Source organism: Haloferax prahovense DSM 18310 (assembly GCF_000336815.1).
Classification (GTDB): domain Archaea; phylum Halobacteriota; class Halobacteria; order Halobacteriales; family Haloferacaceae; genus Haloferax; species Haloferax prahovense.
This window is the reverse complement of sequence record NZ_AOLG01000008.1, coordinates 225,335-246,169: the sequence shown is the minus strand read 5'-3', so window position 1 is coordinate 246,169 and position 20,835 is coordinate 225,335. Positions and strand designations below refer to the sequence as shown.

27 protein-coding genes are annotated in these 20,835 nt (G+C 68.7%); 12 read left to right on the top strand and 15 right to left on the bottom strand.

What is annotated here, in order from left to right; translation table 11 throughout:
• The first annotated feature begins 59 nt into the window (after window positions 1-59).
• Genes C457_RS01305 through C457_RS20490 form a run of 3 tightly spaced genes read left to right on the top strand, consistent with a single transcriptional unit; the run spans window position 60 to window position 1,180 of the window.
• Window positions 60-236: a ribbon-helix-helix domain-containing protein gene (locus C457_RS01305; protein ID WP_004045298.1), complete on the top strand. Its 177-nt coding sequence runs from the start codon at window positions 60-62 to the stop codon at window positions 234-236.
• On the top strand, window positions 229-948 hold the full coding sequence (locus tag C457_RS01300) for a queuosine precursor transporter (protein WP_008091242.1): 720 nt from the start codon (window positions 229-231) through the stop codon (window positions 946-948). Before C457_RS01305 ends, C457_RS01300 begins: the two co-directional genes overlap by 8 nt.
• Window positions 949-1,003: 55 nt before the next feature.
• Window positions 1,004-1,180: a hypothetical protein gene (locus C457_RS20490; RefSeq protein WP_004968931.1), complete on the top strand. Its 177-nt coding sequence runs from the start codon at window positions 1,004-1,006 to the stop codon at window positions 1,178-1,180.
• Window positions 1,181-1,240: 60 nt separating this feature from the next.
• Here the strand turns inward: C457_RS20490 and C457_RS01295 are convergent, their stop codons facing one another.
• The 3 genes from C457_RS01295 to C457_RS01285 all read right to left on the bottom strand — a co-directional run bounded on the left by C457_RS01295 (window position 1,241) and on the right by C457_RS01285 (window position 3,101).
• Window positions 1,241-1,642 (bottom strand): DUF7475 family protein, encoded by a 402-nt coding sequence (locus C457_RS01295; protein WP_008091238.1) that lies wholly within the window; start codon window positions 1,640-1,642, stop codon window positions 1,241-1,243.
• Between the two features lie 128 nt (window positions 1,643-1,770).
• The gene (locus C457_RS01290) at window positions 1,771-2,544 is read right to left on the bottom strand and encodes a 23S rRNA (uridine(2552)-2'-O)-methyltransferase (protein ID WP_008091237.1); all 774 of its coding nucleotides are present in this window, start codon (window positions 2,542-2,544) and stop codon (window positions 1,771-1,773) included.
• Between the two features lie 107 nt (window positions 2,545-2,651).
• Window positions 2,652-3,101, bottom strand: a complete 450-nt coding sequence (locus tag C457_RS01285; protein WP_008091236.1) for an arsenate-mycothiol transferase ArsC — start codon at window positions 3,099-3,101, stop codon at window positions 2,652-2,654.
• A gap of 273 nt (window positions 3,102-3,374) precedes the next feature.
• Between C457_RS01285 and C457_RS01280 the strand changes: the two genes are divergently transcribed.
• Window positions 3,375-4,118, top strand: a complete 744-nt coding sequence (locus tag C457_RS01280; protein ID WP_008091235.1) for a DNA polymerase sliding clamp — start codon at window positions 3,375-3,377, stop codon at window positions 4,116-4,118.
• Window positions 4,119-4,184: 66 nt separating this feature from the next.
• Here C457_RS01280 and C457_RS01275 read toward each other — a convergent pair whose 3' ends face one another.
• The 3 genes from C457_RS01275 to C457_RS01265 form a co-directional block, all read right to left on the bottom strand.
• Window positions 4,185-5,951: a histidine kinase N-terminal 7TM domain-containing protein gene (locus C457_RS01275; protein WP_008091234.1), complete on the bottom strand. Its 1,767-nt coding sequence runs from the start codon at window positions 5,949-5,951 to the stop codon at window positions 4,185-4,187.
• A 94-nt stretch (window positions 5,952-6,045) separates the two neighbouring features.
• Window positions 6,046-7,404, bottom strand: a complete 1,359-nt coding sequence (locus C457_RS01270) for an MFS transporter (RefSeq protein ID WP_008091233.1) — start codon at window positions 7,402-7,404, stop codon at window positions 6,046-6,048.
• Between the two features lie 95 nt (window positions 7,405-7,499).
• Window positions 7,500-8,093, bottom strand: coding sequence for a DUF7474 family protein (locus C457_RS01265; RefSeq protein ID WP_004973869.1), 594 nt, complete (start codon window positions 8,091-8,093; stop codon window positions 7,500-7,502).
• Window positions 8,094-8,243: 150 nt separating this feature from the next.
• On the opposite strand from C457_RS01265, the gene C457_RS01260 reads away from it, so the two are divergent.
• Entirely contained in the window at window positions 8,244-9,344 is a 1,101-nt protein-coding gene (locus C457_RS01260) for a DNA primase eukaryotic-type large subunit (RefSeq protein ID WP_008091232.1), read from the top strand.
• A 99-nt stretch (window positions 9,345-9,443) separates the two neighbouring features.
• Here the strand turns inward: C457_RS01260 and C457_RS01255 are convergent, their stop codons facing one another.
• Window positions 9,444-9,647, bottom strand: coding sequence for a DUF7472 family protein (locus C457_RS01255; RefSeq protein ID WP_004973872.1), 204 nt, complete (start codon window positions 9,645-9,647; stop codon window positions 9,444-9,446).
• A gap of 219 nt (window positions 9,648-9,866) precedes the next feature.
• On the opposite strand from C457_RS01255, the gene C457_RS01250 reads away from it, so the two are divergent.
• The gene (locus C457_RS01250; RefSeq protein WP_008091231.1) at window positions 9,867-10,514 is read left to right on the top strand and encodes an SWIM zinc finger family protein; all 648 of its coding nucleotides are present in this window, start codon (window positions 9,867-9,869) and stop codon (window positions 10,512-10,514) included.
• Between the two features lie 36 nt (window positions 10,515-10,550).
• On the opposite strand, the gene hjc is transcribed toward C457_RS01250, so the two are convergent.
• Window positions 10,551-10,973, bottom strand: coding sequence for a Holliday junction resolvase Hjc (gene hjc, locus C457_RS01245; RefSeq protein ID WP_004973874.1), 423 nt, complete (start codon window positions 10,971-10,973; stop codon window positions 10,551-10,553).
• 71 nt (window positions 10,974-11,044) lie between these two features.
• Window positions 11,045-11,833: a TrmB family transcriptional regulator gene (locus C457_RS01240; protein WP_008091228.1), complete on the bottom strand. Its 789-nt coding sequence runs from the start codon at window positions 11,831-11,833 to the stop codon at window positions 11,045-11,047.
• A 121-nt stretch (window positions 11,834-11,954) separates the two neighbouring features.
• On the opposite strand from C457_RS01240, the gene C457_RS01235 reads away from it, so the two are divergent.
• On the top strand, window positions 11,955-12,287 hold the full coding sequence (locus C457_RS01235) for a DMT family transporter (protein WP_008091226.1): 333 nt from the start codon (window positions 11,955-11,957) through the stop codon (window positions 12,285-12,287).
• A gap of 60 nt (window positions 12,288-12,347) precedes the next feature.
• Window positions 12,348-13,037, top strand: a complete 690-nt coding sequence (locus C457_RS01230) for a hypothetical protein (RefSeq protein ID WP_008091224.1) — start codon at window positions 12,348-12,350, stop codon at window positions 13,035-13,037.
• Between the two features lie 40 nt (window positions 13,038-13,077).
• Here C457_RS01230 and C457_RS01225 read toward each other — a convergent pair whose 3' ends face one another.
• Window positions 13,078-14,364, bottom strand: coding sequence for an adenosylhomocysteinase (locus C457_RS01225; protein WP_008091222.1), 1,287 nt, complete (start codon window positions 14,362-14,364; stop codon window positions 13,078-13,080).
• A gap of 98 nt (window positions 14,365-14,462) precedes the next feature.
• Between C457_RS01225 and C457_RS01220 the strand changes: the two genes are divergently transcribed.
• Window positions 14,463-14,774: a helix-turn-helix transcriptional regulator gene (locus C457_RS01220; RefSeq protein ID WP_004973886.1), complete on the top strand. Its 312-nt coding sequence runs from the start codon at window positions 14,463-14,465 to the stop codon at window positions 14,772-14,774.
• A 43-nt stretch (window positions 14,775-14,817) separates the two neighbouring features.
• Here C457_RS01220 and C457_RS01215 read toward each other — a convergent pair whose 3' ends face one another.
• Complete coding sequence (locus C457_RS01215) at window positions 14,818-16,104, bottom strand: amidohydrolase (RefSeq protein WP_008091218.1); 1,287 nt, start codon at window positions 16,102-16,104, stop codon at window positions 14,818-14,820.
• A gap of 163 nt (window positions 16,105-16,267) precedes the next feature.
• Between C457_RS01215 and C457_RS01210 the strand changes: the two genes are divergently transcribed.
• Entirely contained in the window at window positions 16,268-16,615 is a 348-nt protein-coding gene (locus C457_RS01210) for a DUF7471 family protein (protein WP_008091217.1), read from the top strand.
• Window positions 16,612-17,124, top strand: coding sequence for a winged helix-turn-helix transcriptional regulator (locus C457_RS01205; protein ID WP_004045277.1), 513 nt, complete (start codon window positions 16,612-16,614; stop codon window positions 17,122-17,124). The genes C457_RS01210 and C457_RS01205 overlap by 4 nt, the downstream gene beginning before the upstream one ends.
• Before the next feature lie 24 nt (window positions 17,125-17,148).
• Here the strand turns inward: C457_RS01205 and C457_RS01200 are convergent, their stop codons facing one another.
• Window positions 17,149-18,249, bottom strand: a complete 1,101-nt coding sequence (locus tag C457_RS01200; RefSeq protein ID WP_008091209.1) for a hypothetical protein — start codon at window positions 18,247-18,249, stop codon at window positions 17,149-17,151.
• Between the two features lie 77 nt (window positions 18,250-18,326).
• On the opposite strand from C457_RS01200, the gene hisG reads away from it, so the two are divergent.
• The gene (gene hisG, locus C457_RS01195; RefSeq protein WP_004045274.1) at window positions 18,327-19,172 is read left to right on the top strand and encodes an ATP phosphoribosyltransferase; all 846 of its coding nucleotides are present in this window, start codon (window positions 18,327-18,329) and stop codon (window positions 19,170-19,172) included.
• Between the two features lie 21 nt (window positions 19,173-19,193).
• Here hisG and C457_RS01190 read toward each other — a convergent pair whose 3' ends face one another.
• From C457_RS01190 to C457_RS21120, 3 genes are all read right to left on the bottom strand, one after another.
• Entirely contained in the window at window positions 19,194-20,162 is a 969-nt protein-coding gene (locus C457_RS01190) for a CPBP family intramembrane glutamic endopeptidase (RefSeq protein ID WP_049913339.1), read from the bottom strand.
• 21 nt (window positions 20,163-20,183) lie between these two features.
• A complete protein-coding gene (locus tag C457_RS01185) occupies window positions 20,184-20,561 on the bottom strand; it encodes a DUF7473 family protein (RefSeq protein WP_008091204.1) in 378 nt (125 codons plus the stop codon).
• An 82-nt stretch (window positions 20,562-20,643) separates the two neighbouring features.
• A complete protein-coding gene (locus C457_RS21120; RefSeq protein ID WP_083864262.1) occupies window positions 20,644-20,832 on the bottom strand; it encodes a hypothetical protein in 189 nt (62 codons plus the stop codon).
• Window positions 20,833-20,835 lie beyond the last annotated feature (3 nt).

Below are 20,835 nucleotides of genomic sequence, written 5' to 3'. Positions count from 1 at the left end.
AAATATCGCCGTTGAGACCGTTGAAAAGGCGTTAAGTATTCTCGTGAGAATCGCAGAGTATGGCCAAGATAAGCGTCGAGATTCCCGACGAACTGCTCGCGGACTTGGACGAGCACGTCGGCGACGACAAGAAGTTCGTGAACCGGAGCGATGCGGTTCGGGCGTCCATCCGGAAGACGCTCGACATCCTCGACGAGATAGACGACCGACACAATCGCCTCGTCGAAGATGAGTGAGGGGCGGTCGGCCGTCGGGCAAGTCGCGCTCGTCGGCCTGTTCGTCACCGCGCTGACGACGGCGCAGTTGACGGCGTCGAAACTGCTCGCGATTCCCCTGCCGGCCGCAATCGGCGAACTCCCGTACGTCGGCGCGGCCATCCTGATGCCGGGGGCGGCGCTGGCGTACGCGCTCACCTTCTTCGCGTCCGACTGCTACTCCGAACTGTACGGTCGCCGGGCGGCGCAGGTCATGGTGAACGTCGGCTTCGTCATGAACTTCGTCCTCCTCGGACTCGTCTGGAGCACCATCGCCGCGCCCGCCGCGAACCCCGAGTTCGCCGAGCAGTTCGCCACGGTGCTGTCGTCGGGGACGAACGTCGTCGCCGGGAGCCTGCTGGCATACCTCGTGAGCCAGAACTGGGACGTCGTCGTCTTCCACGGCATCCGCGACATGACCGACGGCGCGTTCCTCTGGCTCCGCAACATCGTCTCGACGGCGACGAGTCAGGCCATCGACACGGTCATCTTCGTCGGCGTCGCGTTCTACGTCGCGCCGACGGTCCTCGGCATCGGCGACGTGCTTCCGTGGAACGTTCTCGTCGGCCTCGCCGTCGGTCAGTACCTCCTGAAACTCCTCATCGCAGTCGTGGACACCCCGTTCGTCTACGGGACCGTCGCGCTCCTGCGCGACGACGACGAGTCCGCGGCCGACGGCTGGGTCGCGGACTGAGGCGTTCTCGGGACGACGGACGGCTTATCTCTTTTGGTAGCATACCACACGACGTATGGCCGACGAGCACCGCCACAGGCTCACCGAGCGGGACGGGATGGAGATGGGGGTTCGCTGTCCGAACTGCGGGACGTACACGTCGTTCGGCGACATCCTCGCCACCGGAGCCTGCCGCGGCGGCTGGAAGGGATGCCGGACGGGCCTCCGGCTCGACCTCGTGGTGTACGACTGAGAAAGACGGCGGGGCGACGAGACGCTGGGACGCGGGGCCGGCGAGAGCGATAGCGCGCGCTCAGGCCGCCGCGTCAGTGTCCGACGGGTCGTTCAGGTAGAGGTACGCCGCCGCGACGGCGAAAACGGTCTCGCCGCCCTTCGAGAGAATCGCCATGTCGCTGACCCGCCCGCTCATGGCGACCCAGGCGACGATTTGGGCGAGCGCGAACGCGATGGCGACGAGGTAGAACTCGCGCCGCCAGAACTTACTCAGGTAGACGGCGGTGCCCGCGAGGAAGCCGACGCCCGCGAGGACGAACAGCACCGCCTGCGTCTGGTCGAACTGGAGCAACATCGGGGCCATCGATAGGTGGACGTACGTCGAGGCCAGCGCCCCGACGAGAGCGACGTACGGGGCGATACCCGACGGGAGGCCGGTGAACAGCGGTCGCGACTCGGCGGTCGTGGTGTCTGCTGACATGGGGACTCACGAACAGAATTGTGTCAATGGATAATAATTTTTGCCCGAAGTGAGGCACAAATCGGACGGAACACGCGGAGCCGTCGATACGGGGGCGCGCAGGCGCGATGAGCGTGAAATCGGCGCGCTCAGTCGTCTATCGGCTCGGCGAAGGCGAACCGCGGCTTCACGTCGGTGACGCGGACCGTCGGGGTGTCGCCCGCCTCCGTCCCGGAGACGAAGAGCGTGAAGTCCTCGACCTTGGCGATGCCGTCGCCCTCGCTGCCCACGTCGACGATTTCGACCTCGATCTCGTCGCCCTTGCGGACCGGGGCGGTGAGGAAGTGCTTGCCGACGAGGTACTGCTCTGAGGAGCTGTCGCGGGAGGCGTCGGGCCGCATCGACCGGACGTACTGGAACTCCCGTTCCATGTCGGCGCGGAGGTCCGCGACGTCCGGGCCGTCGAACACCTTCACGGCGAGGTCGCCGCCGGTCGCCAGCAGTTCCTGTGCGACCTCGAACGCCTGCCGGGCGAGGTAGACGGAGCGAGCGTGGTCCAGCGAGTACTCGCCGGTCATGTTCGGCGCCATGTCGGAGACGACGGCGTCGGCCCCGCGCTCGCCGATGACGGCCGTCAGCTCCTCTTTCGTCTCGTCTTCGGTCATGTCGCCGCGAATCGTCTGAACGTTGTCGCGGTCGATGCCGCGGATTCGCTGGAGGTCGACGCCGACGACCTTGCCGTGGTCGCCGACCGCCTCGGAGGCGACCTGCAGCCACCCGCCCGGGGCGGCACCGAGGTCGACGACGGTGTTACCGGGGCCGAACAGCCCCGCGTCCCCGTCGAGTTGTTTCAGCTTGTAGGCCGAGCGGGCGCGGTAGCCCTCCTGTTTGGCCTTGTTGTAGTAGTGGTCCTTGCGCGCCATGGTCTTGACAGCAGTAGCGTATCAGGCCGTATACCGGCTTCGGCTTGCGCCGTGAAGCGTGCGGAACAGTCCCACATGCGGCGGCGTCGGCGTCGAGGCGGTCGGGCTCAGTCGTCGCCGACGAGTTCGTCGAACAGCGCCGCAACGCGCCCCTCGATGTCGTCGCGAATCGCCCGGACCGCGTCGAGGTCCCGCCCGTCGGGGTCGTCGAGGGCCCAGTCGCGGGCGTCGCCGCGCCACGTCATCGGACAGATACCCTCGGCCGAACAGCCCATCGTGACGACGATGTCGACGCGCATAATCTCGTCCTGCTCGATTGCGCGGGGCGTCTCGTCGGCGAGGTCGAACCCCCGCTCGCCCATGACCTCGACGACCTCGTCGTGGACGTGGTCGGCGGGGTCGGTGCCACCGGTGACGACCTCGATTCGGTCGCCGACGCCGCGCTCGTCGCGCTCCCGGCGGGCGAAGGCCGTCGCCATCTGGCTCCGGCCGGCGTTCTGGACGCAGACGAAGGCGACGCGGGTGGAAGTCGCGTCGGCGTCGGCGGCGTCGCTCATCTCTCGGCACCTCGTCGGCGGGCGGCTGTCTTCGTCTCGTCGTTCGCCATAGCCGGGAGTTACACAATCAGCTATTTGAGTGCTTTGAAGCCCGAGACTCCAGAAATCGGTCGATTAGCTGCATAGCCGAACAGTGACAACAACACACATGGGGAGTCGACGGGAGCGATGGGGCACTCGCGGGAGCGCGCACGCGGGAGAGCGTGCGAACATCATATTGCGGTGAGTCCAAATCAGGAGTATTTTTAAGACCGCTGTCGTACGACGGCACATATGTTCAAGGCCATCGTGAGCGCCGCGACGCTCCGGGACGCGCTCGACTCCGTGAGCGTCCTCGTCGACGAGTGTAAGATTCGACTCAACGAGGAGAGTCTCTCCATCCGCGCCGTCGACCCCGCGAACGTCGGCATGGTGGACCTCACGCTCGACGCGGCGGCATTCGAATCCTACGAAGCCGACGGCGGCGTCATCGGCGTCAACCTCTCTCGCCTCGAAGAGGTCGCCGGGATGGCGGGCTCGGGCGACCTCATCCACCTCACGCTCGACGAGGAGACGCGCAAGCTCAACATCCGCATCGACGGGCTGTCGTACACGCTCGCGCTCATCGACCCCGACTCGATTCGCCAGGAACCCGACATCCCGGACCTCGACCTCGCCGCGGACATCGTCCTCGAAGGGACGCACCTCGACCGCGGTATCAAGGCGGCCGACATGGTCTCCGACCACATCCGCCTCCGCGTCGACGCCGCGGAAGAGACGTTCCACATCGAGGCAGAAGGCGACACCGACGACGTGGATCTGTCGCTTCCCCCGGCGGACCTCATCAGCATCGAGGCCGGCGCGGCCGACTCACTGTTCTCGCTGGACTACCTGAAGGACATGAACAAGGCGATTCCGACCGACGCCGAGGTCACCGTCGAACTCGGCGAGGAGTTCCCGGTCAAGCTTCACTACCAGATTGCAGAAGGGATGGGCACCATCACGTACATGCTCGCCCCGCGCATCCAGAGCGACTGAGCGGACGTTTCGGCCACCGCGTCGTTCACCGACCACCCGAGCCGTCCCACTCGTTTCTCTCGATTCTCACCCGCCAGCGGCGGCGTCGTCCGCCTCGTCACGACACCAGTACGGCAGTCGAACCGTCGCCGTCGTGCCGGTGTCGCCGCGGCCCGCTGACTCGTCGGTCGCGTCTCCGGCTCCGCCGTCCGTCTCGTCTCGCCCGCCCCGAACGTCGAAAGTGAGGTCGCCGCCGAGCGCGTCGACCGTCCACCGGACCGCCCAGAGACCGAGGCCGCTGCCGTGTTGGAGCGGCGACTCGCCGCCGGTCTCGACCACGGAGCGCTCGTAGTCGGGGACGCCCGGGCCGTCGTCTTCGACGACGAGGACGAGGTCGGCGTCGGCGGCCCGGATCGACACGGAGACGGTCGGGTCGTCGCCGCCGTGTTCGAGCGCGTTCTCGACGAGTTCGCGGACGAGGAGCTTCGCCGCCGATTCGCTCCCGGAGACCGGCAGCGACTCGGGGGCGTCCACGTCGACCGAGCCGGCGTCGAACTCCGCGCGGACCTCGGCGACGCAGGTTCGGACCGTCGCGGCGACGTCGAAGCGGCTGCCGCCGTCGATGCCGGCCATGACCCGCTCGACGGTCCGGGCTTTCTCGCCGAGCGAGAGGAGCTTGTTCGACCGCGCTCGTATCGTGTCGGTGGGGTCGCGCTGGTCCGCCGGGAGCCGCTCTGCGAGCATGTCGGCGTAGCCGATGACGACCGTCATGTCGTTTCTGAGGTTGTGCCGGAGGACGCGGTTGAGGACTTCGAGGCGCTGGCGGCGGCGGACCCGCCCCGTCACGTCGGAGACGGTGACGGTCCGGCCGAGCCGGCGGCCGTGCTGGTCCGTCACCGGCGAGAGCGTCACCTCGTAGGTCCGGCGGCGGCGGTCGACCGTCACGTCCACGAGCTGTCGGTCCTCATCGAGGTCGACGCCCGGAAGCACCGACGACAGCGGGTCGAACGCCGACGCCGGGTCGAGGTCGAGGAGCGACGAGGCGGTCTCGTTGGCGTCGACCACGCGGTGCTCGCGGTCGAGGACGAGAATGCCGACGGCCACGTCGTCGATGGCGGCGCGACGGCCGAGCCGACCGGTCGCCGGCGAGAGCCCGAACAGCTGGAACCGGTAGAGCGCGTGGCCGAACGTCGCGCCCGTCACCGCGAGGGCGATGGGCGTGAAGTTCACCATCTGAAGCGGGCCGATGCCGAAGGTGTGGGCGACGTGGGCGACCGTCGGCGCGGTCGAGCCGATGGCGAGGGTGACCGCCTGCTCGCGGTAGTGCGAGAGCCGTTCGACCAGCATCTCGATGATGAGGACGAGCCCGGAGCCGATGATGACGTAGCCGTACACCGCGTGGAGGTAGTACCAGAGGTTCGGGTCGAACCGCACCGTGGCCGCGCCGAACACCGGGTCGATGTGGTAGTTCGTCCACAGCAGGCCGTGACTCGGATTCGTCGCGAGCGCGACGACGGTGATAGCCGGGAACACGAGGAGGCCGGCGATGAGCCGCCGCGAGAGGAGTTCACCGCGGCCGGTGTACGAAAGTGAGAAGGCGAACCACGCGGGCGCGATGACGGCCTGTGCGACGTCGATGGGGAGTTGGAACCAAAACCGCAGCGCGGGGTCGAACACCGTGAGCGCGACGCCGTAGGAACCGGCCCAGAGCGCCGCCGAAAACAGGAGGACCGACAGCGACTTCGAACCGGGTTCGGTGCCCTCGCGCCAGGCGACGGCCGCGATGGAGACGGAGACGAGCGCCGCGACGAGGCAGAGGACGACCAGCGGCGAGACGGCGGCGACCGAAGGCACGGATAAACCTCAGACTCGGCGCTCGTAACACTTGCGGGCCGCGGCGAAATTCGAGCGGCGGTTTCCCCGTATCGCGGCCGCGACACTCAGGCACTCAGGGCGCTTCCGCCCGCGGCCGGCGCGCGACGGACGCGAGGACGTAGACCACGGGCACGATGAGCGCGGCCCCGACGACGAACGGCGACCAGTACGCGAGGACGTACAGCGCCGCCATCGACGGCGGGCCGAGCGTCCGGCCGAGGCTTCCCGCGCCCTGCGTGACCCCGAAGGCGTTGCCCTGCTGGTCGGCCGACGCCGACGTGGAGACGAGCGTCGACAGCGAGACGTTCAACATCCCGTTGCCGAACGACAGGAGCGCCCCGACGAGGAGGAGCGCCACGAGTTCGCGGGTGAGCCACGGCGGGCCGCCGACCGCGGGGAGCACCGCCCCGATGTCGGGCGAAAAGGGGAGCAACGCGAGCGAGATCAGGAGTCCGACCGCGCCGACGACCGCCAGTTTCGCCTCCGAGTACCGCCGGGCGAGTCGGCCGACGACGACCCCTTGATTCAGCGTGCCGAGCAGGCCGATGTAGGTCAGAAACAGCGCCGTCTCGGTCTCGCCGTAGCCGTACACGTCGGCCGCGAAGGGGATGAACATGACCTGAATCCCCGAGAAGGCGACCGAGACGACGAAAAAGGAGACGACGAGTCCCCGGAGGTCGTCGTCGGCGAGGGCGGTGCGGAACTGCGAGACGAGCGTCGTCGCGGGCGTGCCGGCCGGCGCGCGGGTGCGCTCGGGTTCGCGCAGGAAGACGAACGCGAAGCCGAGGCTGACGAGGCTCAACGCCGCCGCGGTGAAACTCGGCAGCGAGAACCGCGTCGCGGGCACGAACGACGGGAGCAGGTCGCGGGCGGTGGTGACGACCGGTTCGGAGGCCATCAGACCGCCGAGAGCCGGCCCGAAGATGAACCCGAGGCTGAACGACGCGCCGACGAGGCCGAGCGCGCCGGCCCGCCGCGCCGGGGGCGTGATGTCGGCGATGTACGCCTGCGCGGTGGCGATGTTGCCGCCCATCGCCCCCGCGAGCATCCGCGAGGCGAACAGCGTCGCCACCGCGAGCGTCGTGCCGAACAGCAGGCCGATTTCGCCGGCGACGCCGAAGACCGTCCACGCGAGGACGCTCCCGACGAGCGACAGCATGATGACCGGCCGGCGGCCCCGCTGGTCGGAGATGCGGCCGAGGACGGGCGCGAAGAGGAACTGCATGAGCGAGTACGACGCCGCCAAGAACCCGATGTACACGTCGCTGACGCCGAAGCTTCGGACGTAGAACGGGAGGATGGGAATGACGACGCCGAACCCGAGAAGGTCGATGAAGACAACGGCGATGACGACCGCGAGGGCGCGTCGCGTTCCCCGCGACTCCTCGGGGAACTCGGCGTCGGAAGAGACGGCGGACTCGGGGGCACTCACGACACCACAAACGCGCGAGAAACGCCTAACGGTTACGCCGGGTTAGCGGGAGAATCGAAGGGAACGTTGTGTCGAAGGGAGAACTGGGTCGGCGCTCAGGAACGGTATCTGTCGATGACGCGCTTGGCCGAGACGGCCTTTTCCTTCCAGCCGTAGCCCGCGTCGTAGACGTGGCGCTTCTTCTCGACGAGTTCGGCGGGCGTCGCCTCCTCGAAGCCGCCGCGGTCCCACGCGCCGGTGTCGCGGAGCCAGTTGACGACGTTTTCGCGCGTCTCGGGCCACGACAGGCCGACCATCTCGTACCACGCGATCATGGCGAAGACGGCGTTGTCGTGACAGCCGGGGACGCTCCCGTACTGGTGGAGCGTCCGCATCGGTTCCCGGGTCGGCTCGGACACCTCCTCTCTGAACTCCTCGGCGGTGAGAAGGCGGAGGACGCCCGAGTTCGCTTCCGACACCCGCTCGTCGCGCTTGAGTCGTCGGAGCGCGGCCTGCTGGAGCGGCCCCCACTCGCCCGGCGCTTCGCGGCGAAGCGTCTCCTCGTCGCACGGGCCGCCAGCGAGGACCGAGACGATGTCGACGTAGGCGCGCTCGACTTCGACCCACGGGGTCCCCTCGAAGCGGCAGTCGGCGTCGTGGAGACTGGTGGTGGCGCGGCAGTCCGGACACGGGTAGTCGAAGTGCGGCACGTGAGAGCCTGAGGAAGTGGTCGGTAATAGGTTGTGTGATGCGCCGTCGCCGGCGACACCCCGCCACGGGACTCGACTGCACGGCCCGCGCCCGCCACCACCGAATCCGTCGCGTTTATCGGTGGGCACCCGGAACGTGGCGGTATGCGGATGCGCCCGCTCCACGCCCGATACCCGTTCTTCGCCGCGGCCAGAGAGGCGGTCGAATCGGCCGACGTCGCCATCGCGACGCTCGTCGCCGAGGACGCCCCGGCCGTCGAGCGTGGCGTCGAGCGCGTCGAACGCGCCCTCATGGAGGGCACCGTCGAGCCCGACCCCGACGAGGCCTACGGGTGGGACACCCAGACGGAACTGCTTTCGTACCCCATCTCCCGCATCATCGTCTCGCTCGTCGAGACGCCCGCGGCGGTGGACAAGTACGCCCGCGCCGAGGCCGACACGGCCTACGAGCGCATGCTCGCCGACTTCGACGCCGGCGACGACGACGTCCACGGCGAGGCCCGCGCGAGCCTCGACGACTTCCTCCGCGAGTTCGACCTCGACGGCGCGGTGCGGGCCGGGTCGAACCGGAATCGGAACAGCCGACGCGCGCCCGACCACTACTGGGTCGACGTGGGACCGTACCTCACCTACTCCGACACCGACTGGGGCGCGGACTGGCGACTCGTCAACCGCTCGCTGGCCGACGGCGCGGTCCGCGTCACCCGCGAGGAGCTCTCGGAACTGCTCCGCGAGGCGGTCCGCCGCCGGGTCGCAGAGGGGCTTCCCTTCGCCGTCCGCGGCAGCGACGCGGGCGACCGACTCGCCGACGCGCTCAAACCCCACGTCGAGCGCCTGCGGAACCTGCTTTCGGACCGCGGCGCGGTCAACGTCGTCTACGTCGACTCGGTCGACCCGGACCACTTCCCGCCCTGCGTCGGGGCGCTGTTGGCGCGGGCGCAGGACGGCGAGGACCTCCCGAACGAGGCGGCGTTCGCGCTCGCGGCGTTCCTCGTCGGCGTCGGCCTCGAACCCGAGGAAGTCGGTGGCGTCGTCGGCGACGCGAACGCCGAGGAACTCGAAAAGCGGGCGACGGTCCTCGCGGACTCGAGCGGGTCGCAGTACGCGCCACCGACCTGCGAGACGATGCAGGCGTACGACCTCTGTGTGAACCGCGACGACCGCTGTGACACCATCAAGCACCCGATGAAGTACTTCGAGACGGCGACGAACGACGCGGACGCGGTCGCTGCGGACGAAGCCGCCGACTGACGGAGTCCGTGCTGACGACGTACCCAACCCACGAGCGCCGCGGCTGCGCGTCGAGCGCTGGCGTGGCGACGACCGGGTCGCCGAAACCGACCGAGAGGATTAGGAAGAACGCGACAGCCAGACGCCGATACCAGCCATCACGAGCACGAACGCCGTGATGGCGCCGACGAGTGCGAACCCGCCGGTGGAGATGAGTCCACTCTGGTTGTAGGTCGCACCGATGCCGACGATGAGGGCGATGAACACCCCGACCGCGACGATGGAGACGGCAATCTTCCGCCGCATCTCCGCTTCGATAGCCATGCGACGACGTATCCGCGGCCGTTCTAAAAGGTCTTCGATGGGCGGATGTCCGACGAGAGCCACTCACGCGCCCGATTTTCCACGTGAAACGAGGGTTTAGGTCGTTCGAGAACCTATACACAGGTGACGGAAACTGACCCCGAACAGCCGCTGGTAGGGTCGGAATCCCGCACCACCATGACGCACATCGCACACACACCCGCGTCGACTCGCCGCCCGGTGCGCCGCAAGACCACGCTCCCGTCCGACGGACTGGCCGGTCGCGCCCGCCGCGCCCGCGTCGAACCGATGGCCGTCCGACCGCTCCGCGACGGTCGCTACGTCGTCGAGACCGACGGCGGCACCTACGTCGTCGACGTGGAAGCCCGCACCTGCACCTGCCCCGACAACGCCATCCGACACGTCCGCTGTAAGCACCTCCGCCGGGTCGCCATCGAAATCACCCGTGGCGAGGTCCCGCCGCCGGGGCGCCGGAGCGCCACCTGCGCCGTCTGCGGCGACGAGACGTTCGTCCCGATGGACGCGACGGGGCCCCAACTCTGCCGCGACCACGAACACCGCGCCGGCGACCTCGTCCGCGACCGCGAGAGCGGCGGTCTCCTCGTCGTCACGCGGGCGCTCGGCACCCGAGCCGACGAGACGCCGACCGAGACGGGGAAACTCGTCGCCGCGTTCGAGAGCAACCGCGACTACGGCGACCACGAACCGACCTTCGAGGCCGTCTACCTCGACTCGCTGCCGGTGAACGCCGGCCTCTCGGACCTCGGCGGACTGCACGCCTATCGGTTCCCCGCCTCGCGGCTCAGTCGCGTCGAGCGCGGGTTCGTCGGCGCTCGCACGCTCGGTGAGCGACTCGCTCGGGCGTGAGCGAACGCGGAGGGTGAAGAGACTCGGGGCGCGACCTCAGTCGTCGCCGAGTTTGGTCTGTGTCGGCCCGCCGGTAAAGGACTCGAAGTCCTCGCCCTCCGCCAGCGCCGTCTCCTTTTTGACGCGGTAGTTCCCGCCGTCGGTCACGTAGAGGTCGCCGGGATGGAAGAAGTACCAGTCCTCGCGATCGAATCGGACGGCGATTCGGGCCTTCGCGCCGAAGTTCTGCGAGAAGTAGATGAGCGCTTCGACCTCCTCGCCGTCGAGGTAGATAGGGCGACCGCTGGAGGCCTTCGCCTCGATGGCGTAGAACACCTCGCCGTTGCCCGCGAGCACGTCGGGGAGTTCGCGCGTCGTCGCGCTCCCGGAGGCGGGCGCGCGCATGACCGCGAACCCGGCCTCGTCGAGGCGGTTGACGAGTTCGCGCTCGCGTCGGTCTCCCTTTCTGTTCGAAGACATGGTCGGGAGTCGGCCGCGGGCGGTGATAAATGGGGCGAACGTCGTCCGAGAGCGCCACCGGAACGCCGGCGTCACTCGAAAAGCGGGACGGCGTCGGGCCACAGCGCTCGGAACTGGCGAGCGAACTCGTCGACGACTGCCGCGTCCGTCACCACGACGACGCCGAGGCGGTCGGCGGCGGACTGTGGGTGCGGAATGTCGACCGACGCGACTGTCCCGTCGACGACGTCGAACGAGACCGGCAGGCTTGGCAGGCACCGGACTCGAACCGTCTGCGGCTTCGACGCCACGAGTTCCCGAAACTCGTCGGGGAGCGAGTCGAGCACGGGGTCGCTGAGGAGCAGCGACACGTCGAGGTCGTCGCGAGCGCCCTCGAAGAACGCGTCGAACTCCGTGCGGAGCGTCTCCCACGAGGCCCGCTCGTACGGCGGGCCGACCGCGGCCGAGACGGACTCGGTCGCCGCCCGCACGTGCTCGTGCATCGCCGTCCGCATCTCGTCGCCGCCGAGGCGGCCGAGCCAGACGCTCCCGTCGGCCGGCGGCGTCGGCAGGAGGTTCGACCGGACCGCGTCGGCCACGTCGCGATACCGCGTCCACTCCTCGCGCAGTTCCGCGGCGCGCTCGGCCAGCAGTCGCTCGACCGCCGCGGCCGGGTCGACGGCGACGTATCGCGTCGGCTGGGTCGACTGCGCTCGGACCAACCGGCGCGCCCGAAGCCCGTTGAGCACGTCGTAAACCCGGCCGTTCGGGACGCCGCTCGCGTCCGAGACGGTCGCGGCTGTCGCGGCACCCGTGACGAGGAGCGTCCGGTACGCCTTCTCCTCGTAGTTCGACAGGCCGAGTTCCCCGAGTTCGGTCATGGGCGGGGCTCTCTCGCCCACACGTTAGTAGTTTGATATTTCCCGTTCGGCGGCGAGCAACGGAGCGCAAGTGGTGGGCGATTGCAGAACGCTCATCGGGGTCGTGTCGTGACCAACAGACATGAACCCGTACGCGTTACTCGCCGGCGCAATCGCGTCGGAGCTGGTCGGAACGACCGCGCTCAAACTGTCCGCGGGCTTTTCCAAGCCCCTCCCGAGCCTCGGCGTGGTGGTCGGCTACGGACTCGCGTTCTACCTCGTCTCGCTGACGCTCGAAGAACTCCCCATCGGCGTGGTGTACGGGACGTGGGCCGCGCTGGGCATCGTCGGCGTCGCGGCCATCGGCGTCGTCGTGTTCGACGAACCGGTCGACTTGACTGGCGTCGTCGGCCTGCTTCTCATCCTCGCGGGTGTCTACTGCGTCAACGTCCTCTCGGGGATGGCCGCGCACTGAAGCCGGCGTCGAAGGAGACGCGCCACCAGAGCTATCCATCGGCTGACGGATACTGTCCGTATGAACCGCGAGAACCGGCGCGCCGTCGTCCTCCTCGTTCTCGGGGTCGCCCTCCTCGCGAACCCGCTGTACCTCTATCCCGACGGCGTCTCCTCCGAGAAGACGTACACCTACGAGGCGTCGGCGGTGGACTACCTCCCGCACACCGCAGACGCGTTCTACCGGGTCAAATCGTGCGGGTGGAACCCCCTCCAGTCGGCCGAGTGCGCAAGCATCATCGACATGGCCCGCGGCGACCCGGTCGAACTCGAGTTGGACCCGGACCGCGACGTCCATCCCGAGTTCTGGTCGTTCGACTACGTCCGGGCCGACGGCCGCTACTTCGAACCGAACGCGACCCTCGACGGGCGCACTCTCACGCTCTCGCTCCACCCGGTGTCGACCGAGACGGTGAGACGAAATCTCTCGGAGGACCTCGACGAGTCGCCGCGGTACGTCCGCGACGCCGTCCGAAACGGCAGTAGCACGGTGAGTGGGTCGGAGCTGTACGAGACGGAGACGCACTACGTCGAGTCCGAGGGGCGGTACTACGTCGTCGAGCCGGTCGAAAGCGAACGCGTCCCGACCGGCTGGGGGTGGAAAACGCCGTCCGACGCGGCTATCGAGGCGATGCGGCTCGCGGCGTGGATAGGCGGCGTCGCGTGCGTCTGGCGGGCCGGCGAGTGGACCGAGCGCGGTCGAGAACAGTAGAAAAACGGTCAGCGCGCGGGGTGTGGGGGAGCGAGTCGGCTTACGTTCCGTGGGCCCAGCTACCCATGTACTCGCGCTGCTCGTCGGTCATCGAGTCGAACTCGATGCCCTCGGCTTCGAGCTTGATTTCGGCGACTTCGCGGTCCAGTTCGTCGGGCACGTCGTGGACACCCGCGTCGTAGGCGTCGCCGTTCTCGACGAGTTCGCGGACGACGACGGCCTGCACGCCGAACGACTGGTCCATGACCTCGACCGGGTGACCGAGCGCGATGGGCGACGCGAGGTTGACGAGGCGGCCCTCGGCGAGGACGTTCAGCCGGCGGCCGTCTTCGAGTTCGTAGGCGTCGACGCCGTCGCGGGCCTCGTACTCGTCGACCGCGAGGTCCGACAGCGCGTCGAGGTCGATTTCGATGTCGAAGTGACCGGCGTTCGCGAGGAGGACGCCGTCTTTCATGTTCTCGAAGTCCTCGCGGGTGATGACGTCGCGGTTGCCGGTGGTCGTGATGAACACGTCGCCGACCTTCGCGGCCTCCTCCATCGGCATCACGTCGTAGCCCTCCATGTGGGCTTCGAGCGCGCGGCGGGGGTCGACCTCGGTGACGATGACGTTCGCGTTCTGGCCGGACGCCTTCTTGGCGACGCCCTTGCCGCAGTAGCCGTAGCCGCCGACGACGACGTTCTTGCCGGCGTACGAGAGGTTCGTCGTCATGGCGATGGTCGCCAGCGACGACTCGCCCGTGCCGTGGACGTTGTCGAACAGGCGCTTCATCGGCGTGTCGTTGACGGCGAAGACGGGGTAGTTCAGTTCGCCGTCCTCGTCCATCGCGCGGAGTCGGTGGACGCCGGTCGTGGTCTCTTCGGCCCCGCCGACGATGGTCTCGATGAGTTCGGGGTACTCCTCGTGGATGGTGAAGACCATGTCCATGCCGTCGTCGACCGTGACGGTCGGTTCGTGGGCGATGACGGCGTCGATGGCCGCGTAGTAGCCCTCCTCGTCGACGCCGCGGACGGCGTAGGAGGTGATGTCGTCGTTGGCGTCGAGTGCCGCCGACACGTCGTCGTGGGTCGAAAGCGGATTGCAGCCGGTGATGGCGACTTCCGCGCCGCCGAGCGCCAGCAGTTCGACGAGGTTCGCCGTCTTCGCCTCGACGTGCATCGCCATGCCGACGACCTCGCCGTCGAGCGGCTGTTCCGACTCGAACTGCTCGCGGAGCTCCTGCAGGATGGGCATGTGCTGGAGCGCCCAGTCCATCTTGCGTCGTCCCTCGGTCCGGGCGGCCTCGACGTCGTCGAGGTGCTCGGAGACGGGAGCGTAGTGTTCGCTCATACCCGTGGGTTCGGAGAGGGGTCCGAAAACCCTACCGAAGGCGGTCGCCGCCCCCGAATCTACAAGTGTCAACGGGGAGATTGTATCGCCGAGGGCCGATGCTCGTCATAGATAACGGCAAGACGGTCGCCGAGCAGGAGCTGTTCGCCCTGATGAGCGCCCCCGCGGTTCCCGACCTCTTGCGCGTCGCCGACGAGCCGCTGACGGTCAAGGAGCTGAGCTGTCGGGCCGACGTGCCGCTGTCGACCGCCTACCGGGAGGTCAAGCGGCTCCACGAGGCGTCGCTGTTCGAGAAATCAATCATGGTCGACCACAGCGACGGCCGACACGTCGCGCAGTACCACCGGACGTTCGAGCGCATGGAGGTCAGCGTGACCGACGACGGACTGCGCATCGAGTTGGCCGGGTAGCGAGGTCGGAGGGCGGTGCGGCGGCGGACCGGACGGCGGCGATTCAGACGCGCTCGCGGAGCGACGCGACCGCCTCGCTGGCGCGGGCCATCACGGCGTCCTCGTCGAGCGTCAGCACCTCGCGGTCCCGCATCAGCACCCGGCCGTCGCAGACCGTGTGGCGAACGTCGGAGCCGCGGGCGGCGTACGCGAGGTGACTCACGAGGTCGTTGGCGGGCGTGAGGTGCGGTGCGTCGAGGTCGACGACGGCGAGGTCGGCCGCGCCGCCGACTTCGAGCGCGCCGCCGGGGAGGTTGATGGCGTCGGCCGAGCCGGCGGTCGCCATCCGCACCACGTCGCCGGCGGCGACGGCGCTCGCGTCGGCGGCGGCGAGTTTCCCGAGCATCGCGGCGTCGCGCATCTCGTCGAACATGTCGAGGTCGTTGTTCGAGGCCGCGCCGTCGGTTCCGAGACCAACCGTGACGCCCGCGTCGAGCAGTTTCTGGACGGGAGCCATGCCGGAGGCGAGTTTCATGTTCGACGCCGGGCAGTGGACGACGCCGGTGCCCGCGTCGGCGAGGAGGTCGATTTCCGCGTCGTCGACGTGGACGCCGTGGGCGAGGAAGTCGTCGGCGGTGAGCATGCCGAGTTCCTTCGCGTACGACAGCGGGCGCTCGCCGCGCTCGTCGACGATGGGGTCGACCTCGTCTGTCGTCTCGTTGGCGTGGTAGTGGACCGGGATGTCCTCGGCGTGCGCGTCGGCGACGAACTCGCGAAGGTAGTCCTCCGCGACCGTCGTCAGCGAGTGCGGCATCGCGGCGGTCCGAATCCGGCCGTCGGCCGCGCCGTCGAACTCGCGGGCCACGTCGAGGCTCTCGTCGATGTCGGCCCGCGCGTCCTCGTCGTCTTTCCCGAGCGTGACGACGCCATGGCCGAGGCGGGCGCGGAGGCCGGCCTCGTCGACCGCGGCGGCGACCTCGGGGACGTGGAAGTACATGTCCGCGAACGCGGTGGTCCCCGACTTAATCATCTCCACGAGGCCGAGTTCCGCGCCGACGCGCACGTCCTCGGGCGTGAGCGCGGCCTCGGCGGGCCAGATGTCCTCGCGGAGCCACGCGTCGAGCGGCTTGTCGTCGGCGTAGCCGCGCAGGAGCGTCATCGCCACGTGACAGTGAGCATTCACCAGACCGGGCGTGACGAGACAGCCCTCGGCGTCGAGCGTCTCGTCGGCGTCGAGGTCCGCGCCGATGTCGAGGATAGTCCCCTCGTCTCGGTCCACGAGTACGTCCGCGTCCTCGACCGTCGCGTCGGGGCGGAGCACCTGTCCGCCCGCGATTCGGAGCGTGTTCATGTCGCTCGTTCGGGCCGGCGGGGTGGTGAATCCACCGTCTCGCGGCCGCGAGAGGCGACCGTCGGTTTCGCCGGTGAGCGGGCCGAATACCGGCGGTAGTCCGATTCCCGAAAATCGAGAACGAGCATGCCCCCTTAGGTTCGGACCCCCAGTATGAGGGGATATGGAGCCCCCGTGGAACCTCGCGCTCGTTCCGGGGCACGTCCAAGCGGGCAGTCCGTGGATGACCGCGGTTGTCGTCCTCGCGGGAGTCTCGTCGGTGACGCTGGCCGCACTCGGCGTCGCCGTCTTCCTCCGGCGACGGACGCGGTCGCACCTGCTCGTCGCGCTGGCGCTCTTGGCGTTTGCGTCGCGGGCGGCCGTCGCGGCGCTGACGCTCGGCGGCGTCCTCTCCGAGTTCGACCACCACGTGGTCGAACACCTCTTGGACCTCGTGATGGCCGGACTCGTCCTCGCGGCCATCTACTACGCCCGGAGCATCGAGCGCGAGGCGGGGGTCAACGACCCATGAGTGAGACACGAACCCGCGTCGCCGACCACATCAAGCACAATCCGGGAGTCCACTTCAACGAGCTCGTTCGCGCGCTCGACCTCGCTCCCGGCCAGGTACAACACCACGTCCGCAGACTGCTCTCCGACGAGACGGTCCGCCGCTCCGAGTTCTACGGGCGGACGCACTACTTCCCGCCGGAGTTCGACGCGTGGGAGCGCGGCGCGCTCGCGCTCGTCCGCCGGGAGACCGCCCGCGACATCCTCGGCCACCTCCTCGAACACGGCGACGCCCGCCCCGACGACGTGGCCGACGACATCGGCGTCGCCCGCAGCACGCTGGAGTGGCACCTCGACCACCTCGTCGAACGCGACGTGGTCCGCAAGGAACGCGACCTGCACAACCGCGTGACGCTCGTCCTCACCCACCCCGAGCGGACGACCCGGCTCTTAGACGACGTGTCGCCGTCGCTTCCAGAACGGTTCGTCGACCGGTTCGACCGCCTGCTCGACCACCTCGTCGAAGGATAACTTCGGGTCCGCGGAGCGGCGTCTCTACGCCCCCGCCTCGCCCGCGCCGGAGCCGTCTCGGAGTCGCTCGATGCGCGACGCCAGCGACGGCTCGAACGAGAGGCGCGACCCCGCGCGGCCGGTGTCAACCTCGTCCGCGGTCGCGTCGAGCGCGTCGGCGACGACCGCGCGGCCGACCCGTTCTGCCGCCGCCTCGTCAGCCCGGTAGATGAGCCGTTTGCTCGCGTACTCGCCGGTCACGAGTAGTATCACGCCGACACCGGCGAAGGCCAAGAACGACAGGGCGAACCCGAACGGCGACCGACCGACACCCCAGACGACGAGTCCGGCGACCGCAGTCACGGTGAACAGTCGGAGTTCGTAGACGAACCGGCCGAGACGCGCGGCATCGAGCGCCAAGAGCGCCGCGACCGTCTCGTCGTCGTAGCGGTCGAGAAGCGAGTCGGTGAGAAAGAGCGTCCGCCGACCGACCGGCCCGCGGGTGAGGTGGTCCGAGCGGTGACCGCCGCCGTCGAGGAGTCGAATCCGAGCGACCGAGAGACCGGCGCGGTCGCACAGGCGGTCGAGTCGCTCGCGCGTCGTGTCGTCGGGAACCGTCGTCGTCTGCGAGACGCCGACGAGCGGTGTCGAAAAGACGTATGCGGCCGTTCCGAGGGCGAAAAGCGTGAGTATGCCGTTAGTCTCCGCGTACCGAAGTTCGGCCTGAACAACGGTCACCACGCAGAAGACGAGCGCCGCGATGACGAGGTGATAGCGGAACATCTTCGCGGCGGCCGTCCCCGCGCCCATATCGACGCCCCGCACGCGCCTCGCCACGGGAAACGCGCCCAAGTACGAGACGGTCGCCACGACTGCGGCACCGACGGCGATGAGCGCCCAGCCGAGAACCGTCCACGGCCAGTCGGCCGGGAGACCGGCGGCGGTGAGGACCGCCCGGTCCGCGTTCGTCCACCAGACGACGCCGACGAACAGGACGGCGGCGTAGAGCCAGTTGCTTCGCACTCGCTGTCTGAACCGCTGGACAGACGCGTCTCGGCGTTCGAGGCGGCCGGCGCTGAGGCGCGACCAGCCGGCACCGAGGAGGGAGACGCCGACGAGCGCGCCGGCGAAGGAGACGGGAGCCATAGGTGACACTTCGTAGACGTGTCAAAAACCGTTCCGGCTTGCGAAAGTCAATTACCTCCGGGACGTGACGGAGAGGTATGCGAATCGCCGTGCCCAACAAGGGCCGCCTGCACGAACCGACGATAGAACTTCTGGAGCGTGCGGGGCTGCACCTCGACAACGGTGCCGAGCGCAAACTCTACGCCGGGACCGTCGACCCCGACGTGACCGTGCTGTTCGCCCGCGCCGCCGACATCCCCGAGTACGTCCGCGACGGGGCCGCCGAGGTCGGCATCACGGGACTCGACCAGGTCCGCGAGTCGGGCCACGAACTCGAAGACCTGCTCGATTTGGAGTACGGGAAGTGTCGGCTCGTCCTCGCCGCGCCCGAGGACGGCGACATCGAGACCGTCGCGGACGTGTCGGGCAAGGTCGTCGCCACCGAGTTCCCGCACATCGCGCGGACCTACTTCGAGGAGGAGGGCATCGACGCCGAGGTCGTCGAGGTCACGGGCGCGACCGAACTGACGCCGCACGTCGAGATGGCCGACGCCATCATCGATATCACCTCGACCGGGACGACCCTCCGGGTGAACCGCCTCGCAGTCATCGACGAGGTGCTGTCGTCGTCGGTTCGCCTGTTCGCCCGCCCCGACGTGGTCGACGACCCGAAGGTCCAGCAGTTGCTCATGGCGCTCGAATCCGTCCGCTCTGCGGAGGGCAAGCGCTATCTGATGATGAACGCGCCGCGCGAGAAACTCGACGAGGTGAAGGAGGTCATCCCCGGCCTCGGCGGCCCGACCGTGATGGACGTCGCCGGCGACTCGACGGTCGCCGTCCACGCCGTCGTGAACGAACGCGACGTGTTCGAGGTCGTCAGCGACCTGAAGAACGTCGGCGCGAGCGGCATCCTCGTCACCGAAATCGAGCGGTTAGTCGAGTAATCGACGCGCCCGTCGCGCCCGTTATTCCTTCCAGCGCAGGTCCGGCACCGTGACCGACGGCTCGAACCCGAGTTCGCCGCGGCGCGCCCGGACGTAGGCCGCGATACAGACCGCGCCGAGCAGTATCGCGCCGACGCCGAGCAGGCCGGCCTCTGGGCCGAACGCGCCGCCGGTAATCACGTCGGGACCCCGTTCCGTCGTCTCGACGAGCGACGTGCCGAAGTCGAGGCCGCTGACCGCGAAGCCGAAGACGCCGCCCTGGACGAAGTTCCACGAGATGTGGATGCCCGTCGGGATGGCGAGGTCGCCGGTGAGCGCGTAGCCGAGGCCGAGCATGACGCCCGCGAGGGTGATACTGGTCGTGCTGGCGAACCCCGCGTTCGGGTTCGTGTAGTGAGCGACGCCGAACACCGCCGACGAGACCGCGAGGCCGCCGGCGACCGCCGCGTCCGGGCCGAATCGCCAGCGGAGGCCCTCGGCGACATCGGTGAGGACGACGCCCCGAAGCAGGAGTTCCTCGGCGATGCCGACGACGACGAAGAACGCGAGGAGCGAGCCGACGCCGAGCAGTCGGTCGACGCCGAGCGGGACGGAGGAGACCGCAATCCAGTCCGCCGCGACGCCGACGACGAAGACGGCGGTCATCAACCCCGTTCCGAGCGCGAGGCCGAACGCGAGGTCGACCGCCCACTCGCGGTCGAACCGGAGACCGAGGTCCGTGACGGTCCGCCGGTCGACGTACCGCGCGACGACGAGGGCGGCGAGACCGCTCGCCCCGACAGAGACGAGCGAGACGACGAGCGCGACGAGTCGACTGGATTCGGCGAGAGCGCCGAGGGCGGCCGAGAGCGAGAGGGCGACCACGAGCGAGACGAGGACGAAGACGACGGGCGTCGCGAGCAGTCGAAACGGGGCTCGCGGCCGGCGTTCCATGTCGTTCCAGAGGAGACGGCGGGGAGACACGACGGGAGATTCAGCGGCCGCGGGCAAGAAAGTACGGCGAGCGCGACCTCAGATGGGCGCGCTCGTCAGGATGACGGTGAGACCGAACAGGACGAGGCCGAGGAGCACCGAGACGACGAAGTGGATGGTCACCACGTACGCCGACAGGCGGTTCGACCGGCCGTAGAGGTACTTGACGAAGCCGAAGTCGAGCCCGATTGCGAGCGCGAGCGCGACGAAGGAGTTCCACCCGAAGGTGGTGAAGACGACGGCGATGGCCGCGGGAACCGGTCCGACGGCGAACGCCTTCTTGAGTTCCACGTCGCCGAGGATATTCCGCGCGGCGATGTGGGCGGTGAGAGAGAGGAACAGCGCGAACAGCGCGAACGTTCCGGCGACGGCCGTGACCGGCGCACCGGCGGCCGTCTGCAAGGTGAGCGCGTCCATATCGGTCCGAGGGACGCGACTGACTTAGATTCGGTCGATTCGGGTCCCGGTTACGCGGCGCGCTCGGGAGGACCCGACGAGGTTAGAACGACCCGTTCAGGAGACCGAGTTCGGAGAGGCGCGAGATGATGACGTCGACCGCTGCTTCGGCGTCTTCCGGCTTCTTCCCACCCGTGATGACGAGCTTGCCCGACCCGAAGAGAAGCGCGACGACGCTCGGTTCGTCGAGGCGATAGACGAGTCCAGGGAACTGTTCGGGCTCGTACTCGATGTN

Coding starts and splice junctions, on each gene's coding strand:
- hisG (WP_004045274.1), top strand. CDS start 18,327: ATGCGAATCGCCGTGCCCAACAAGGGCCGCCTGCACGAACCGACGATA.
- C457_RS01230 (WP_008091224.1), top strand. CDS start 12,348: ATGAACCGCGAGAACCGGCGCGCCGTCGTCCTCCTCGTTCTCGGGGTC.
- C457_RS01295 (WP_008091238.1), bottom strand. CDS start 1,642: ATGTCAGCAGACACCACGACCGCCGAGTCGCGACCGCTGTTCACCGGC.
- C457_RS01260 (WP_008091232.1), top strand. CDS start 8,244: ATGCGCCCGCTCCACGCCCGATACCCGTTCTTCGCCGCGGCCAGAGAG.
- C457_RS01210 (WP_008091217.1), top strand. CDS start 16,268: ATGGAGCCCCCGTGGAACCTCGCGCTCGTTCCGGGGCACGTCCAAGCG.
- C457_RS01285 (WP_008091236.1), bottom strand. CDS start 3,101: ATGAGCGACGCCGCCGACGCCGACGCGACTTCCACCCGCGTCGCCTTC.
- C457_RS01200 (WP_008091209.1), bottom strand. CDS start 18,249: ATGGCTCCCGTCTCCTTCGCCGGCGCGCTCGTCGGCGTCTCCCTCCTC.
- C457_RS01185 (WP_008091204.1), bottom strand. CDS start 20,561: ATGGACGCGCTCACCTTGCAGACGGCCGCCGGTGCGCCGGTCACGGCC.
- C457_RS01220 (WP_004973886.1), top strand. CDS start 14,463: ATGCTCGTCATAGATAACGGCAAGACGGTCGCCGAGCAGGAGCTGTTC.
- C457_RS01305 (WP_004045298.1), top strand. CDS start 60: ATGGCCAAGATAAGCGTCGAGATTCCCGACGAACTGCTCGCGGACTTG.
- C457_RS01235 (WP_008091226.1), top strand. CDS start 11,955: ATGAACCCGTACGCGTTACTCGCCGGCGCAATCGCGTCGGAGCTGGTC.
- C457_RS01255 (WP_004973872.1), bottom strand. CDS start 9,647: ATGGCTATCGAAGCGGAGATGCGGCGGAAGATTGCCGTCTCCATCGTC.
- C457_RS01300 (WP_008091242.1), top strand. CDS start 229: ATGAGTGAGGGGCGGTCGGCCGTCGGGCAAGTCGCGCTCGTCGGCCTG.
- C457_RS01215 (WP_008091218.1), bottom strand. CDS start 16,104: ATGAACACGCTCCGAATCGCGGGCGGACAGGTGCTCCGCCCCGACGCG.
- C457_RS01280 (WP_008091235.1), top strand. CDS start 3,375: ATGTTCAAGGCCATCGTGAGCGCCGCGACGCTCCGGGACGCGCTCGAC.
- hjc (WP_004973874.1), bottom strand. CDS start 10,973: ATGTCTTCGAACAGAAAGGGAGACCGACGCGAGCGCGAACTCGTCAAC.
- C457_RS01240 (WP_008091228.1), bottom strand. CDS start 11,833: ATGACCGAACTCGGGGAACTCGGCCTGTCGAACTACGAGGAGAAGGCG.
- C457_RS01205 (WP_004045277.1), top strand. CDS start 16,612: ATGAGTGAGACACGAACCCGCGTCGCCGACCACATCAAGCACAATCCG.
- C457_RS20490 (WP_004968931.1), top strand. CDS start 1,004: ATGGCCGACGAGCACCGCCACAGGCTCACCGAGCGGGACGGGATGGAG.
- C457_RS01290 (WP_008091237.1), bottom strand. CDS start 2,544: ATGGCGCGCAAGGACCACTACTACAACAAGGCCAAACAGGAGGGCTAC.
- C457_RS01225 (WP_008091222.1), bottom strand. CDS start 14,364: ATGAGCGAACACTACGCTCCCGTCTCCGAGCACCTCGACGACGTCGAG.